Here is a 16,423-nt window from a genome sequence, read left to right on the forward strand (position 1 = left end):
AGCATGACGACGATCTATTTGGCCGTACAAGATCATGCGGCAGCCCGCATATTGTTCGGTGCGTCGCTGCTCAAGCAAGCGCTTGAAGAAGCGGGGTATCGGGTTGAAGAAGCGGGGCCTTGGGAATTGACGAACTACCGGGAACTAGCTGGGAGCAAAATTTTCGTCGGTAACCGGTATGAAGCGGAAATACTTCGCGGACTGGAGGAACAGGAGGTACTCTGCTACCATACGGAAGCGCCTCGCGAGGAAGGCTTTTACTTGGCCACGCTGCCCGGCGGCCTGACCGTCGTTGCCGGCGGCAGCGATACCGGCACACTGTACGGCTGCCAGGAGCTGGCGGCCATCATCCGCGAAGAACGGGCGTTGCCGGACCGGCTGGCTTTCGGCGATGCGCCTTCCTTCGTGCTGCGCGGACCTGCGCTGGGCTTGCAGAAGACGAAGGTCGAGCCGCCGCGCCGGACCTACGAATATCCCGTTACTCCTGCGCGGTTTCCGTGGTTCTATGATAAAGCGTTATGGCTCGATTTCCTAGACATGCTGCTGGAGCAGCGCTGCAATGTCGTGTACATATGGACGGGGCATCCCTTCTCCTCCTTCGTCAAGCTGGACGATTACCCGGAGGCGCTGGAGGTGACGGAGGATGAGTTCAAGCTGAATGTCGAAACGTTCAATTGGCTGGCGGAGGAAGGGAATAAACGCGGCATCTGGATCGTGCTGAAGTTTTATAACATCCATATTCCGCTGCCGTTCGCCGAGAAGCACGGCTTGGAGCTGCATCAGCCGAAGCCGCTTCCGCTGACAAGCGATTACTACAAAAAATCAATTTCGGCATTTGTTCGAAAGTTCCCGAACGTCGGATTGATGGTTTGCCTCGGCGAGGCGCTTCAGGGGCAGCTCTATGGGGCCGAGTGGCTGACCGAAACGATTCTCGAAGGCGTGAATGAAGGTCTGAAAGATATGCAGCTCAAAGAAAAGCCGCCGATCATCGTCCGCGCCCACGCCATTAACGCGGAGAGCGTGATGGCCGCCGCACTTCCGCTCTATCCGAACTTGTATACGGAAGCCAAGTTCAATGGAGAATCGCTTACCACCTTCACCCCCCGGGGACGCTGGCAGAACATCCATAACCACTTAAGCTCGCTGGACACGATTCATATGATCAATGTTCATATTCTGGCCAATCTGGAGCCGTTCCGGTGGGGCAGCCCGTCCTTCATCCAGAAAAGCATGCAGGCGGCCAAATACCGTCTCGGCGCCAACGGCTTGCATCTGTACCCGCTGTTTTACTGGGATTGGCCGTATTCGCCCGATCAAGCTTCGCCCCGTTTGCGGCAATTTGAACGGGATTGGATCTGGTTCGCTTCCTGGTTCCGCTATGCCTGGAATCCCGACAGAGATCCGAAGCAGGAGCGCCGCTACTGGATCGATCTTCTTGCTCGGCGGTACGGCAGCAGGGAAGCGGGAGAAGCCATCCTTGCCGCCTATGAGGAATCCGGCGAATGCGCGCCGAAACTGCTGCGCCGCTTCGGCATCACCGAAGGGAACCGGCAGACGATGAGCCTCGGCATGACGCTCAGCCAGCTCACGAATCCAGAGCGCTATATGCCTTGGAAGGAACTGTGGGAATGTCAAGCGCCGCAAGGCGAGCGGTTGGAGACGTTCGTAGTCAGAGAGCTCCGAGGCGAACCGCACATCGGGGAGACGCCGCTGGATATCATAGCGGATGTCGAACGGAATGCGGAGCAGGCGCTCCGGGCGGTTCGGCATGCCGGCAGCCATGTCAGCCGCAACAAGGAGGAGTTTCAGCGGCTTGAGACGGATGTGGCAGCCATTCGGCTGATGACATATTCGTATACGTATAAAGTTAGAGCCGCGATTGATATTTTGACTTATAAGCATACGGTCGGAAGCCGTTATTTGGATCGAACGGATCTTTTGGAGAGCGCTCGTGTGCATGCAGAGGTTAGTCTTAACAACTACCGGGAGCTTACCGCTTTGACGGATTCGACGTATCTGTATGCGAACAGCATGCAGACGCCGCAGCGCAAGGTGCCGTTCCCGAACGGAGAGACGTACGGACATTGGCGGGACTGCTTGCCGCTGTACGAGCAGGAGTATGACAACTTAAGCCGTCAGGTGCAGCAACTGAAGGAAGGCCGTTTGCCGGCTGCGCTCAACAAAGCCGCCAGGACCATCGAGCCTTACAAGCCAGCTCCGTTCGTGCTGCATTCCGCGAATGCCGAAACATATAAGATCGACAAGCAGCAATATATTTTTAATGACGGCGATGTGTTCATTCAGAGTTATGCGGAGGAGCTCCAAGGCTTGACCGGCGTACGCTTTAGCCAGCGCGAGGCTTCCAAGCAGGGCGTTCAGCTGGAGATTGAACTGCCGGAGAAATCGCAGATTCTGGTCGGGTACTTCAACTCCCCTGATTCTCAATGGCTGAAGGCGCCGAATCTGGAAGAGAATACACACGCCGACGATCAAGGCGGACTGGTGCCGATACTCAGCAACGGCATGAAGGTTTACTTTTATCCGAGCTTGAACATTCATGCCTATACGTATGAAGCGGGCAGGCATACGCTGGTTTTCGGCAAGGGGGCTTATCTGCTCGTCGGCGTCATCTCCGCAGAACAGAAAGCTGTCCCTCGGGATGTGACACATGACGGTGAGAATGCGGATACGATGGATTGGCTGTACAGCGGGGACGATCACGAATCTAAGCGGCCTGCACAGCCTGCGGGAGGTGTGCAGAAGTGAGGGCGAATGCGGGAATTCATCCTAAGTTAGGTTTGCAAGGCCCTGTCCTCGCCTGGCAGGATCCGTGGGCGAAGGAGGCATCCGACCGGTTAATGCGGACGGGAACGGGGATGGTTACGCCATCCCAAGACCCGCTGCCCGATCCGCCGTCGTATTTGGCTGCGCTGAAGGAGCTTGGCACCCAGTTCTATGTGCATCATACGTTTCCTGACGGGTCGGGGCAAGCCGATATGCTTCAGGATTTGTTGCAAACAGGCATTGAGGTATGCCTCGGCAACGAATACGGGAACATTAACGGTCCGTTCGTTCAAGGAACGAACCGCTACGATATCCCGGATGAGACGATATTGGAAGCGTACCGCTCCGGCCAATTGATGGGACTGTTATACGACGAGCCCGAGCATCTGCAAATGAATGCGGGACAGTACCGGAAGGACGGATGGTTCCCGCATTGGGGGGACACGGATGGGCTGGGCGCCGCTCAATCGGAGGCGCGGGTGGCCGCTGCCGTAACCCGCCGTGTGAACCATGTGCGCGATGTATTGCTGAAGAACGGTTACGACCCGCATGCCGTTCCCTTGGTTTCGGAGCATGTCTTCCCTGTCCTGTTTCACACGAAGGCCAGAGCCGGGATGACGCTTTGTCCGAAAATCATGAAAGAATCGTTCCAATCCTTGCAGCTGTCAACCGCACTTGGCGCCGCCAAGCAGTACGGGCGCTCCATGTGGATTTGCGCCGACTTGTGGGGGCCGGATATCGGCCCCTGGTTCACGCGCACGTCCGGATTTCCCGGACATTCTCCTGCGGAATACGCATCAGCGCTGCGGATGGGATACTACATGTCGCCAAGCCACCTGTTCACGGAAAATGTCGACGTCTTGCTGTCCTACGACGGCAGCCGGTTCAGCCAAACCGAGTTCGGCGACGTCTGGGAGCAATTCGTGAAAGAATTCGTGCCGAACCATCCGCTCACATGGCGGCATTCGGATGCCGCAGCGGATATCGCCGTCATTCATGCAGAGGACAGCAACTACGGACAGAACGCCCGGTTATTCGGCAACCGGAACTCTGCGAGTACGGAAGCGGATAGCAGCATTTTCGCCATTTGGCATCTGCTCAGTCATGGCACAATTCCGTCACATGGCAGCTGCATGCATATTCCAGGCTTTGCGTTTCCCCGCCATGAGCTGAAGAGCAGAGTCCCTTTCGAGCAATTTCCGCTGAAGCATGGCGCCGATTTCCCGGCGCCGCAGCCTGTGCATCCGTTGTTTTACCCGGTTCATAACGCGCTTGTATATGATGAAACGGTCCAAGCTGAGGAGCTTGGAGATCCGAAGCTGATTCTCGCAGGGGGCTCGCGCATTTCCACGGAAACGCTTCAGCTCATTCGGCGAAGAGCCGAGGGTGGCGCAACCGTCGTAATCGGCACATGGCTGCTTCCCGAGGCGTGGCAGGAGGCTCGTGTTTTCGGGGAAGGACTTTGGCTTCCCGTACGGGGATTTCTGGACGATGACGCGCGGGAAGCCGTATCTCCCTTCTTGGGGAGTCAGGACGTCTGGGTGCAGAGGTTCGGTTCGAACGAAGTCAGAATGTATAAGCAAGATGCCGGGGGATTCACTTTGGATTTCGAAATCGTAAGCCGGCCCTAGAAGCCGCGAAGGAGAGATGATCATGGCCGAATTTCTGCCGTTTCAAGTACCGGAGAGTAAACGAATACGCTTGATTATCGATACGGATGCCAAGAACGAAGCGGACGACCAATTCGCTATCGTGCATGCGCTGTTGACGCCCAGGTTCGTCAACAAGGGCATCATCGCCGCTCACTTCGGAACGGAACGGACGCTCACTTCGATGGAGGAGAGCTACGAGGAGTGCGAGAAGCTGTTGGGCTTGCTGGACATGAAGGCGGATATTCCGCTGTACCGGGGGTCGCAGCGCGCGATGACCGATGACCGGACGCCGGCTGTCTCCGAAGGGGCCGAGTTCATCATCCGGGAAGCGATGAAGGACGATCCGCTGCCGCTGTATGTCATTTCACTAGGTGCGATTACGGACTTGGCTAGCGCCTATTTGTTGGAACCGCGCATAGCCGGGCGATTGACGGCAATTTGGATCGGAGGCGGCCAGTGGCCGGACGGCGAGCGTGAGTTCAATCTCAGCAACGACATCGACGCCGCGAATGTCGTCATGGCCTCGACCATTCCGCTCTGGGTCGTGCCTCGCAATGTGTATGCCACGATTCGCGTCAGTCTGGCGGAGTTAGCGCTCAAGGTCCGGCCTTATGGGGCCATAGGCGACTATTTGTTTCAGCAAATGGTTGACTTCAACCATGCGGCTGCCGGGAATCCTCGCTTTCCGAAGGGCGAGATGTGGTCGTTGGGCGACTCGCCGGCTGTGAGTCTGCTTCTGGACAGCCATGAGTACGCTTACGAGATGAGGCCGGCGCCACGCATAACCCGGGACATGCGCTATGTCCATCACCAGAAGGAGCGCCTCATTCGGTGGTACAACGAAGTGGATGCGCGGTTTACTCTGGAGGACATGTATGCCAAGATCGCCTTATTCGACAGGTATAAGCAATAAGGCTTACGCCCGGAACCCTTCCTTTCTGATCTCGGAAGGGTTCTTTCCTCTGATTTTCTTGAACTGCCTGGAGAAGAAAGACAGGTCTTTGTAACCGAGAGCTTCCGCCACCTCGGAGGCGTTCATCCCGTTATGGCGCAGCAGATGCTCGGCCCGTTCAATGCGGGTTTGAATGATGTACTGCTCCAGCGAAATTCCCATGACTTCCTTGAATTTGAGTGAGAAATAGCGTGGAGACAAATTGGCGTTCTCGGCGAGCGATTCCGGCGTATGGGCAATTCCCGGCGTCTGCCGGATGCGGTAAGCCAGCATGCGGATCATGGAAGAAAGATGATCGGCAGGACGTGCGGAGGGTTGTTCTTCTTCGCGCTTAAGCTGCATCAGCATCAAAGCTAACAGCAGTTTGCCCTCCGCCTCAGAGACCTGCGTAGGCTCCAACATCGTTTCCACATACCGATTGAGATACGTTTCGAACAGGAACCGGTCCTTCACCTGATGGAAGCCGGACGGAATATGCGGCATGAGGGGTTCGAAGGCAGGCAAAGTGAAGTGGATATACGTAACCGTCAGCGGCTGTTGCGGCTCATGCGCTGCCGCCGTCCGGTCTCCAGGCCGGAATACGAAGCAGGTGCCGCCTTCAATTGCGTACGGCTTGTCATTGCGAAGCATCGTACCCGTGCCGCTCCATGCATACCAGAGATCGTAATCGTCCAAGGGTTGATGCCTCGTATCCCATTTCCATGTCCGTTCGCACGTGACTTTGCCGAAATTGCCGTTCAAACCGAGATGAGTGGACAGCTCCATGTATATGCTTCTCCTTTATATGTAGAAAAGTACAAAGATTTCGTAGTGTAGTGTATTCATTTTACTATGATTCGTTAGTATTATGAAGCCATATCAAATGTTAATAATACAAACTTTCGAAGGAGAGGTTTCGATATGCTGCATCCATTCATGGGAATCGAAAATTGGGATCGGGTTGGCTTGTCCGTGGAGGAATCGGCTAGACGGCTTCAACGCTTGGCCTATGTAGACCGCAGCTGCATGAGGCTTGAAGCGGGACATCTGGCTGCCCGGCCGGAGTATGAAGTGAAAGGGGCGCTGGCCCGTTTCACCTGGCAGGACGCCGAATGCTATAACCAGCTGCGCAACCGGTGCAAACAGCTCCGCATGGGGGTGAGGGCATTCGAGAAATGCCCGGATGATGCCTTGGAGCAGTTGATGGCCAAAGTGCTGGAGTCGCACAACACATTGAATCTGCTGGTCGCCCTATTCGAAGTGGTGAAGCCTGCGCAGATCGAAGCGATAGAGGCTTATCTGGCCGAAGCGCAGCCGCTCGTCGATGAACCGACGATTCATCTGCTGCAGCATCAGCTTATCGACCGCCGGGGCCAGATGACTTGGGGCCGGCAAGCGATCGCGCATTTCATGGAATCGGCGGCGGCCGAGGACCAAGCGAGCGCAGCCCGCTGGAAGCACTATATCGAAGCGCTGCTCCAAGCTGCCGGCGGCATTGACGGGGTATCCGACAGGGAGCCGGTGGAGGAACGTGCGATTGTGGCTACGGAACCGTTCCAACTCCCTTACGCAAGCACCCGGGACGCTCGTTTCCTAACGTCGGTCATCAAGATGAAAGGCGTGACCTTCGAGGATAATGACAATGGACGTTTCCTCCAAATGATGCTGTCGCGGTATTTCGAAATGTCAGCTGCCGAAGGCGTTGCGCTCGTGCATTTCTCAACAGAAGGGAAGCCTTGGTCGTTCTATTACGACACTGCCCGGCATCTATGGGATGAAGTCCGGCACTGCTGGTTCGGCGAAGCGGCGCTGCTGAGCAAAGGCTACGATGTTCATGCCATTCCGAACTGGACGGGGTGGTATGATATGGCAAGCCAATTGTTTAACCGGGACGAAGCCTATACGCATCTGACGATTGCTATTGAGAAGGCTGCCATGAAATATCCGCCGGGGAAGAGGGAGGAATGGGAATTTTGCCGGGATATTGCTCAAGATCCGCTAATGACGACCTTCCAGGATTTCGATTGGGCCGATGAGGTTGTTCATGCGGGATTCGGGCAGAGATGGATCATTGAAGAGCTGTTTCATGGAGACAACGTGAAAGCATTGGAAGCAGCGGAAGAAACGATGGCGAAGCGTGCGGAATTTATGAAGGCGCAAGAAGATGCGGACCCTGTACAGCTGCCGGAACGGTTCGCAGGCAATTATTAATAGAGACGAGTTACTTGGACCTTCAGGGTTCAGGTAACTTTTTTTGATTTAGGCTTATTATCGATATCGATAGAAAATATGGATGAATATGATTTAAAGATAGGAATTGATAAATGAAAGATCTTCAGCTACACTCAAGGGATGATAGCTAAAGAATGTGTTTGATGAAGGGACAACCAGCATGAGTATTTATCAATTTACCGCACAGAAACCGAATGGAGAGCAGCTTTCATTAGAGAATTATGCCGGCAAGTATTTATTAATTGTCAACACGGCGAGCAAATGCCAATTCACGTCCCAGTTCGATGAATTGCAAAAGATGTATGACCGGTATCAGACAGACGGCTTCGAAATTATTGGCTTTCCCTGCAACCAGTTCGCTGAACAAGAGCCGGGTACGAGTGAGGAAGCGGAATCGTTTTGCCGCATCAATTATGGCGTGAAGTTTCAAATGTTCGCCAAAGTAAATGTGAATGGGGAGGATGCGGCCCCGCTCTTTCAATATTTGAAACAGACGGCTCCTTTCCAGGGATTCGATCCCGAGAATATACAAGCCAAGCTGTTGAAATTAGTGATCACAGAGAAGCATCCGGAATGGCTGTTCGGAGATTCGGTCAAATGGAATTTCACGAAATTTCTCATTGACCGCAACGGACAAGTATTGAAGCGCTACGAACCGACGTATGACATGGAAAGAATGAATTGGGACATCAAGTTTTTGACCAAGTTCGGCAAGCTGCAATAGCACTCATTTACCTTCATGAATGTTAGTTCATGGAGGTTTTTTTATGGTTTGTTTCACTATGATTCATTCGAAGAAAGGAACTGGCTAACGACTTGATTGAATTTGTCTCGTTCTTCATAGAATGCGCCATGTCCGCTGTATGAGAACGGGACAAGCTGTGAGTTGCTTATTTTCTGATGCATTTCCTGCGCTTGAGCGAACGGAATGACTTTGTCATGAATGCCGTGTACGATCAAGGTAGGAACAGCGATCCGATACAGATCTGCGTCCAGGTTCGCATCCCTCAGCATCGAAATGACCGCCGAATTCGACCAGCCTGCCGCTTGCAGTCCCATCTCCATAAACCAATCCGAGAAGGGCTTCGTGATATATTGGAAGAAAAACATGTCCGTCACGTCCTGCATCATCTTGGGACGGTCGTTTAACGCTAGTTTCTGCATCTGGGCGGCGGTCTCTTGCGTAAAGCCTCTTGGCGCCGCCGCGTCAATCAGCACGAGATTCGCGACCTCGTGGCCATGGTAACGCGACATATACTTAATGGCGATCGCGCCTCCGGTGGAGTGCCCTGCGAGCGTGAATTGCTTGAGCTGAAGCGTCTCGACAACGATACGGATATCGTCAGCTAGCCGTTCGAATGTATATCCGGCATAAGGTTTATCGGAGTTGCCGAAGCCCCTCCAGTCGATGCCGATGCAGCGGTAACCCATTGCGGGTAGAACATTGAATTGATATTCGAACTGCTTATGGCTTAACGGCCAACCGTGCAAAAAAACGATGGTCTTGTGTCCGCCAGGGTTGATATCTTCCACATATAGGTTTACGCCAGGCTCCACACAGATAAAGTACCCCACGATTATTCCTCCATTCAAAATAGGCTTTCAATAACATACTCATCCGTACTGATAAGGGTGAATGCCTATTGAAATCAAAATAACCGAGGCGTAAGGGGTATCTTATTTTCAGCATATTTTCAGTTAACTTTCATACGACTATCAGCCTAACTTAAGAATGGCTTCAGGTTAGCCTCTTATACTACTAACTATCAACACTAACCCAATGGCTCCTGAAAGGCGGTAATCCTATGAATGAGAATCATGATAACCACATGAACGTAACGGATATACAAGTGAAGAACGTAAAATCGGGAAGTAAAATAAAGCCTATGTTCGCAGCATTCATGGCCGGCGCGGTCGTCGTAGGCGGGCTGATGTTCACGTCCGACAAGATGAATTTGTTCGGCTATGGCGCCGCGCCTGCTCAGTCAAGCGCTGCAGCGGCGGTGACCGCTTCGGCCAATTCGGCGGCTGCCGTACAGACCGCATCGTTAAGTCCGACGGGGAATAACAGCATTTCGTCCATTGTCAAAGCGGCAAGCCCGGCGATTGTCAAAATCGAGACGAAAGTAAAACAAACGAGCATGGGGCCGAATAGAAGAAACGCGTACCCGCAAGGCGCCGAGAGCGGAGATACGATTGAGAACGGCATCGGCTCCGGATTTATTTATGATGCCAGCGGCTACATTTTGACGAATCAGCATGTGATTGAAGGTGCAGATGAAATCGACGTTTACGTACAAGGTTATGACACCCCGTTCACGGCACAGCTTCTCGGAAGCAGCTACGATCTGGACTTGGCTGTGCTGAAAATTCAGGGAACGGCATCATTCCCTTCGTTGAAGCTGGGCAGCTCGGATCAGACAGAGGTGGGAGACTGGCTCGTTGCGATCGGGAATCCATACGATTTCGATTATTCCGTAACGACCGGCGTCTTAAGCGCCAAAGAACGTGAGATCAGCATCGACGACGAGCAGGGAACCCGCAATTACAAGCATTTGCTGCAAACCGACACTGCAATTAATCCGGGAAACTCCGGCGGTCCTCTATTGAATTTGAATGGCGAAGTCATCGGAATCAATACGGCTGTCAACTCGGAAGCTCAAGGGATGGGCTTTGCCATACCGGCAAGTACGATTAGCTCTGTCGTGGACAAATTAAAAAATAATGAGTCGATTCCGAAAGAAGCTGAACCCTATATTGGCGTAGCCCTGCAAAATATTACGAATGACATGCTGGAAGATTTGAAAATCAACAGCACCCAAGGCGCCGTTGTTGCCGATGTGCAGCAGGGTACGCCGGCTTTCCGAGCAGGCATCCGCCAGTTTGACGTTATTACGAGCGTGAACGGCAAGGCCATTGCCAATACGGAAGAGCTCACCAAAGCCGTACAAGGCGCAGCTGTTGGCGACAAGCTGAAAGTAACGATCTCCCGTGACGGGCAGACCAAAGATGTCACCGTTACGGTAGGTAATAGAAACGCTGAGCCCAGCTACCAAGGTTAAAATCTGATTGCTAGAAGATTGCCCGCTAACTTGCCTCAGGCTTGTTAGGCTGGCAATCTTTTTTTGTTCAGCTTAGGTTGCCACTAACAAGGGAACATGATACAATCATCCTGACGAACGTTCGGAAGGGAAGAGATCGACTTATGACAGCCGCTCGCATCAAAGAAGTATCGCTCAAACATTTTGCCAAGAACGGATATGAAGGTGCTTCCCTAGCGGACATTGCCGCGGATGTGGGAATCAAGAAACAATCCATCTACACCCATTTCAAAGGGAAAGATGAGCTTTACCTCGATCTGTTCAATGATGTGCTGACGAAAGAACTGAAATTCGTCGTCGAGTATCTTGAACGATACCAGCATTTGCCCATCGACAAGCTGCTGTTCGGGCTGCTTATCCAATATAAGGATGGCTACGAGCAGGACGATAACACCAAATTTTTCTTGCGGGTTGCCTTTTTCCCGCCGTCGCATCTCTATAGTGAAATTGTCGAACAAGGCTACAAGTATTTAGATCAGATAGAAGCCATGCTTATCCCCCTATTCGCCAAAGCTCATGCGGCAGGCAGCATACATGCCGAGGTCAGCAGCGAGATGGCGGCAGTCGCCTTTCTGGCTGTGCTTGACGGCTTGTTCGTCGAGTTGCTATTCGGGGGAGAGGACCGCGCGATTCGAAGAATCAAATCATCATGGCTCGTCTATTGGCGCGGTATTAAATCGTAATTCAGCAGGAGGGATTTAACAGATGAACCGTTATTGGAGTTATATTTTTATCGGCGCCATTTTTGAAGTGATGTGGGTATCAGGATTGAAGCATTCCGAGACGACGATGATGTGGATAGGTACGATTATCGCCATGTACATCTCGTTCCATCTGGTGATCAGCGCATCTACGAAACTGCCGGTCGGCACCGTCTACGCCGTATTCACCGGGCTCGGCACGGCGGGCACAGTGGTAGTAGAGATGCTCGTGTTCGGAGAGCCGTTCCGGATTCTTAAAGTATTCCTCATCTTGCTGCTATTATCCGGCGTGTTTGGGCTCAAGTTCGTCACAACAGAGAAGAGCAAGAAAGGAGCTGCCGTCTAATGGGTTGGATATATCTCTTGTTTGCCGGGCTGTTCGAAGTCGTCGGCGTCGTCGGCATGAATCAGATCAATAAAGCTAGAACCATCCGCTCATTCAGTATTTTCATCGTCGGGATCGTCATGAGCTTCACACTGCTGAGCTTTGCGATGAAAAGCTTGCCGATGGGCACTTCTTACGCCGTATGGACAGGAATCGGCACGGTCGGCGGCGCAGTCGTCGGGATGCTCTTCTATGGTGAATCCAGCGACTGGAAGCGGATCGTGTTCATCGCGATGGTATTAAGCGCCGCGGTCGGATTGAAATTAATCTCATAAGCTTAAAGAAGAAAAGCGGTGAATGTCATATTCGTAGGAAACTAATTATTGCAGGAGCAGTCCTTCTTCTCGTCATTCTGCTATTATACGGGTTTATGCGTTTTATCAATTTAAGAAGCTTCCAATTGTTCGGAGGGATTACCGATCATGTGGAGACGAGCGAGAAGGTTGTCGCCATCACCTTCGATGATGGACCGACGAAGCAGGTAGACCCCATTCTGGACATCTTAAGCAAGTTTGATGCGAGAGCGACATTCTTCGTCATCGGCCATGAGTTGAAAGATAACATGGAAGAAGCGCGTAAGATCGTGAATGCCGGCCATCAAATGGGCAATCACTCGTATTCGCACGAACGATTCATCTTCCAAAGCCGTTCCTATGTGCAGCGTGAAATTGAGGAAACGAATAAGCTGATCCGGGAAGCGGGATACGCAGATGAAATCGATTTCCGTCCGCCATACGGGAAGAAGCTGTTCAGTTTGCCTCGATATTTGCATGAACATGACATCCAAACGATTATGTGGAGTCTTGAACCTGACACGTCTTATACCGGTGCCGCAGACAAGATCAAGGCGGTGGAAGAGGGCATAAGGCCAGGAGCCATTATTTTGCTTCATCCTATGTACGATACGTCGGGACAGGAATTATTAGCACTGGAAGGCATTCTGGAGATGCTGAGCCGACAAGGTTACAGATTCGTAACGGTTAACGAACTGCAGGAATACGCTAATCACCATTGAATAATTCACAGAATCGTCACTTATGCGGAGCATTCCCCAATCGCTATAATAGCAAAGACAAAAGAAAGGATGATGGGGAATGCCGGCAACGAAGAAAGAAAATGTGTATTTCGGATTAATGATGTGCAGCGGGATGGTTATCTTCATGACAACCTATAACCTGTTCACGAATGGCCTAATCGGCCGCATCTCGATGGGGAGCGTGCTGCTGCAATTGCTCTTGGGTTTTATTGTCGCATTTCTGTTGGAATCGTTCATTGTGGGTCCGGTTGCCAAGAAAATGGCTTTATCGTTACCTTATGACAAATCCAAGAAAGCATTGGTCATTGTATCGATTGCTTTGTTCATGGTAACCGGCATGGTACTCTGCATGTCCCTATTTGGTGTGGTGATGGCGATGATCTCCAACGGACTGATGGGAGAAACATTCATAGAGAAGTATGTGTCGACTGTTTGCCGGAACTTTATTTTCGCTCTTCCGCTTCAGCTCTTGATCGTGGGACCTGTTGTGCGGTATGTATTCGTTAAATTCGTGAAAACTACAAATATGGCGAATTCGGCAAGTTGAACTTACATATTGCCGGATGAAGCGATGATATTTCATGACGAAAGGCGTTCGGTCCAGTATGATGAGGGAAATGACCATTCAGGATTATGAGCAAATGATATCGCTGTGGAACCAAATTGACGGGCTGGTCCTCAGCGAAGCCGATTCTAAGGCAAATATGGAGAAGTATTTACATAGAAATCAAGGGCTAAGCTATGTGTACGAAGTGGAGGGGGACATCGTCGGAACCGTTCTCTGCGGACACGATGGGAGAAGAGGTTTTATCTATCATGTTGCGGTGAGTCCCGGGTACCGGAACCGCCGGATCGGTCAACAGCTGGTTGACAGGAGCATGGAGAGACTGCAAGAAGAAGGCATTGATAAATGCCATATTTTCGTCCTGGATGACAACGAAATCGGAGGCCGGTTTTGGAGCAGATCGGGCTGGCAGAAGAGATCGGGGTTCTCCGTATTTTCGAAAGATACGTGCAAATAATAAAAAGCGTCTTTGTCCCGAAGGGGACAAAGACGCTTTTTTGATTAAACGACGCCTTGAGCGATCATGGCTTCCGCCACTTTGGTAAACCCTGCGATATTGGCGCCGACGACGAGGTTGCCCGGATGTCCGTATTCCTCGGCGGCTTGCACGGCATTCTTGTAGATGTTTTTCATAATTGCATGGAGCTTGTCGTCTACTTCATGGAAGTGCCAGGAGTATCTCATGCTGTTCTGGGACATTTCCAGCGCGGATACGGCAACTCCGCCCGCATTGGCAGCTTTGGCCGGCCCGAAAAGCACACCAGCCTGCAGGAACACATCGATCGCTTCCAAAGTCGAAGGCATATTCGCGCCTTCGCCGACGGCTTTGACACCGTTGCTTACAAGCAGCTTGGCGGATTCGGCATCAATTTCGTTCTGCGTTGCACTAGGCAGCGCGATGTCGCAAGGTACGGACCAGATCCCTTGGCAGTTCTCGTGATAGGTAGCGTGCGGATGCTCGGTTACGTACTCGCTGATTCTCTTTCTCTCGACTTCTTTCAAACGGCGAACCGTATCCAGACAGATCCCTTTGGGATCGTGAATATATCCGTTAGAATCGCTGCAAGCAACGACCGTGGCGCCCAGCTGCATCGCTTTCTGCATGGAATAAATGGCTACATTGCCGGAACCGGATACGACGACAGTGCTGCCTTCGAAGCTGAGTCCTTGGGATTGCAGCATTTCATTCACAAAGTATACGCAGCCATAACCAGTTGCTTCCGTACGGCCTAAGCTGCCGCCATAGATGATGCCTTTCCCCGTCAGTACGCCGGCTTCATGTGCGCCGCGAATTCTTTTGTACTGGCCGAACATGTACCCGATTTCGCGCGCCCCTACGCCAATATCTCCAGCGGGAACGTCAGTATCCTGGCCTATGTATTTATAAAGCTCAGTCATGAAACTTTGTGTAAACCGCATGATCTCCTGATCGGACTTCCCTTTCGGATCGAAGTCGGAACCGCCTTTACCGCCGCCGATCGGCTGACCGGTCAAGGAGTTCTTGAACGTTTGCTCAAATCCGAGAAATTTAATAATACTCGCATTAACGGACGGATGAAAACGCAAACCGCCCTTATAAGGTCCGATCGCGCTGTTGAATTGAACGCGGAAACCGCGGTTTACATGCGTAACGCCTCGGTCGTCTACCCACGGCACGCGGAATGTGATCAATCGCTCCGGCTCGACGATACGCTCGAGAATCCCGTGCTTCATATATTTCGGATGCTTCGCAAGAACCGGGATTAGCGATTCCAAAATCTCTTTTACGGCTTGATGGAATTCTTGTTCATAAGGATTACGTTTGACTACAGTTTCATACACGGCCTGTACATATTCCCTTGCCACTGTCTCATTATCTACTTGCACAATCACATTCTCATCCACCTTTGAAATCAATTATATAAAAAAGTTTAATATAATAGTTTTACCTTATCCTTAACAATTGTTCAATGAAAATTTACATGTCATGTAAGCTTACTCTACGAGGTTAATCAAGCCGTCATCCAGAATGAAGTTTAATGACATGCGTGTGAATGTCCAAAAAGTGTTATACAGGAGACGTGAGAAGAAGTATGATACGAACTAAAAGATAGAGAGAGAGGTTATACAGGATGAAAAGAATCGGATGCTTTCATGCTCATTATTCGAACATCGAACACATCGACAAAGCGCTGCAGGCATTTGATGCGGAGCTCGTCCATTTCGTAGATCCAGGCCTTGACCGGATAAAAATGGATGCCGATTTTACACAGGAAACCGTAGAGAAGAAAGTGATGGAGACCTTGGCGTGGATAGCCAGCTGTCATGTGGACGCTATACTCATTACGTGTACATTTTTTACAGCCGTTTTCGATGCCGAGCATCACCGGTTTCCGATTCCCGTTATTAAAATTGACGAGCCCTTGTTCGAAGCCATTTGTCAAGTGAATCAGCCCGTCGTTGTTGCTTTTACAAATCCTAATACGGTTACCGGAACAATGAATCAATTATTTGCCTATGCGAGCAAGAGGGGGAAAGAGGTAGACGCGAAGCCTGTGCTATTGGAGAATACTTTTGAACTTATTATGCAGGGAAGGAAAAGCGAGTATATCCGTCTAGTAGCGGAGCGGTTGATTCAGTTTACGGCGGAGAATCCAGGGAAATATCTCGCCGCGGCGCAACTCTCTATGGTTCCGGCTGCTCAGATCGCACAAAATCGAACGAACCTCGCTGTCGGGAACCATCTTGAGTCTTTGGCCGATTATCTGAAAGAGCTGTTAAATCTTGAGGTGAGAAAGGAGCATTAACCGTTCAATCGTGGTCAGCTTACGATTTAGTAAGCTCTTTCTTCCAAAACTCAATGACCGTGTGGCCAGACATTTGCATCGAAGCCCATGAATTTTTTCCCTTGAAGCCCAAGTCTTCCATGAGTTTTAATGCCTTGTCGACATCCGTATTTTCTACCCGCAGCTCCATGGTCAGGGCATGCTGGATGATGTAAGAATAATCGTTCGCTTCGTTGGCAGTTAGCTCTGCATTTGTCATTATCGTACGCCA

At 51.5% G+C, this 16,423-nt stretch carries 17 protein-coding genes; 13 read left to right on the forward strand and 4 right to left on the reverse strand.

Annotation, left to right across the window (positions count from 1 at the left end; genetic code table 11):
* Positions 1–3: 3 nt before the first annotated feature.
* The 3 genes from J2X61_RS08270 to J2X61_RS08280 are packed head-to-tail and all read left to right on the forward strand — an operon-like array spanning position 4 to position 5,349.
* The gene (locus tag J2X61_RS08270) at positions 4–2,766 is read left to right on the forward strand and encodes a hypothetical protein (protein WP_310187227.1); all 2,763 of its coding nucleotides are present in this window, start codon (positions 4–6) and stop codon (positions 2,764–2,766) included.
* Positions 2,763–4,415 carry a hypothetical protein gene (locus J2X61_RS08275; RefSeq protein ID WP_310187230.1) on the forward strand — a complete coding sequence of 551 codons (1,653 nt, stop codon included), beginning with the start codon at positions 2,763–2,765 and terminating at the stop codon, positions 4,413–4,415. The genes J2X61_RS08270 and J2X61_RS08275 overlap by 4 nt, the downstream gene beginning before the upstream one ends.
* Positions 4,416–4,437: 22 nt before the next feature.
* On the forward strand, positions 4,438–5,349 hold the full coding sequence (locus J2X61_RS08280) for a nucleoside hydrolase (RefSeq protein ID WP_274468823.1): 912 nt from the start codon (positions 4,438–4,440) through the stop codon (positions 5,347–5,349).
* A gap of 3 nt (positions 5,350–5,352) precedes the next feature.
* Here the strand turns inward: J2X61_RS08280 and J2X61_RS08285 are convergent, their stop codons facing one another.
* Positions 5,353–6,153 carry an AraC family transcriptional regulator gene (locus tag J2X61_RS08285; RefSeq protein WP_310187233.1) on the reverse strand — a complete coding sequence of 267 codons (801 nt, stop codon included), beginning with the start codon at positions 6,151–6,153 and terminating at the stop codon, positions 5,353–5,355.
* Positions 6,154–6,288: 135 nt separating this feature from the next.
* Between J2X61_RS08285 and J2X61_RS08290 the strand changes: the two genes are divergently transcribed.
* The gene (locus tag J2X61_RS08290) at positions 6,289–7,578 is read left to right on the forward strand and encodes a hypothetical protein (RefSeq protein ID WP_310187235.1); all 1,290 of its coding nucleotides are present in this window, start codon (positions 6,289–6,291) and stop codon (positions 7,576–7,578) included.
* Between the two features lie 181 nt (positions 7,579–7,759).
* Entirely contained in the window at positions 7,760–8,323 is a 564-nt protein-coding gene (locus J2X61_RS08295; RefSeq protein ID WP_274468829.1) for a glutathione peroxidase, read from the forward strand.
* 56 nt (positions 8,324–8,379) lie between these two features.
* On the opposite strand, the gene J2X61_RS08300 is transcribed toward J2X61_RS08295, so the two are convergent.
* Positions 8,380–9,174, reverse strand: coding sequence for an alpha/beta fold hydrolase (locus tag J2X61_RS08300; protein WP_274468830.1), 795 nt, complete (start codon positions 9,172–9,174; stop codon positions 8,380–8,382).
* A gap of 230 nt (positions 9,175–9,404) precedes the next feature.
* Between J2X61_RS08300 and J2X61_RS08305 the strand changes: the two genes are divergently transcribed.
* From J2X61_RS08305 to J2X61_RS08335, 7 genes are all read left to right on the forward strand, one after another.
* Complete coding sequence (locus J2X61_RS08305; RefSeq protein WP_310187242.1) at positions 9,405–10,661, forward strand: S1C family serine protease; 1,257 nt, start codon at positions 9,405–9,407, stop codon at positions 10,659–10,661.
* A 143-nt stretch (positions 10,662–10,804) separates the two neighbouring features.
* The gene (locus tag J2X61_RS08310; RefSeq protein WP_274468833.1) at positions 10,805–11,383 is read left to right on the forward strand and encodes a TetR/AcrR family transcriptional regulator; all 579 of its coding nucleotides are present in this window, start codon (positions 10,805–10,807) and stop codon (positions 11,381–11,383) included.
* A 22-nt stretch (positions 11,384–11,405) separates the two neighbouring features.
* Positions 11,406–11,747, forward strand: coding sequence for a DMT family transporter (locus tag J2X61_RS08315; RefSeq protein ID WP_274468835.1), 342 nt, complete (start codon positions 11,406–11,408; stop codon positions 11,745–11,747).
* On the forward strand, positions 11,747–12,061 hold the full coding sequence (locus J2X61_RS08320; RefSeq protein WP_274468836.1) for a DMT family transporter: 315 nt from the start codon (positions 11,747–11,749) through the stop codon (positions 12,059–12,061). The genes J2X61_RS08315 and J2X61_RS08320 overlap by 1 nt, the downstream gene beginning before the upstream one ends.
* A 29-nt stretch (positions 12,062–12,090) precedes the next feature.
* Entirely contained in the window at positions 12,091–12,801 is a 711-nt protein-coding gene (locus J2X61_RS08325; RefSeq protein ID WP_310187402.1) for a polysaccharide deacetylase family protein, read from the forward strand.
* A gap of 79 nt (positions 12,802–12,880) precedes the next feature.
* Positions 12,881–13,369: a DUF2798 domain-containing protein gene (locus tag J2X61_RS08330; RefSeq protein ID WP_274468837.1), complete on the forward strand. Its 489-nt coding sequence runs from the start codon at positions 12,881–12,883 to the stop codon at positions 13,367–13,369.
* 34 nt (positions 13,370–13,403) lie between these two features.
* Positions 13,404–13,844 (forward strand): GNAT family N-acetyltransferase, encoded by a 441-nt coding sequence (locus tag J2X61_RS08335; RefSeq protein ID WP_274468838.1) that lies wholly within the window; start codon positions 13,404–13,406, stop codon positions 13,842–13,844.
* Between the two features lie 44 nt (positions 13,845–13,888).
* Here the strand turns inward: J2X61_RS08335 and gdhA are convergent, their stop codons facing one another.
* The gene (gdhA, locus tag J2X61_RS08340; RefSeq protein WP_274468839.1) at positions 13,889–15,259 is read right to left on the reverse strand and encodes an NADP-specific glutamate dehydrogenase; all 1,371 of its coding nucleotides are present in this window, start codon (positions 15,257–15,259) and stop codon (positions 13,889–13,891) included.
* Positions 15,260–15,498: 239 nt separating this feature from the next.
* Here gdhA and J2X61_RS08345 point away from each other — a divergent pair, with 239 nt between their 5' ends.
* A complete protein-coding gene (locus J2X61_RS08345; RefSeq protein ID WP_310187251.1) occupies positions 15,499–16,173 on the forward strand; it encodes an aspartate/glutamate racemase family protein in 675 nt (224 codons plus the stop codon).
* 19 nt (positions 16,174–16,192) lie between these two features.
* Here the strand turns inward: J2X61_RS08345 and J2X61_RS08350 are convergent, their stop codons facing one another.
* Positions 16,193–16,411 carry a hypothetical protein gene (locus tag J2X61_RS08350; protein ID WP_310187255.1) on the reverse strand — a complete coding sequence of 73 codons (219 nt, stop codon included), beginning with the start codon at positions 16,409–16,411 and terminating at the stop codon, positions 16,193–16,195.
* Positions 16,412–16,423: the final 12 nt, after the last annotated feature.

The organism is Bacillus sp. 3255 (genome assembly GCF_031456485.1).
Taxonomy (GTDB): Bacteria; Bacillota; Bacilli; order Paenibacillales; family NBRC-103111; genus Paenibacillus_E.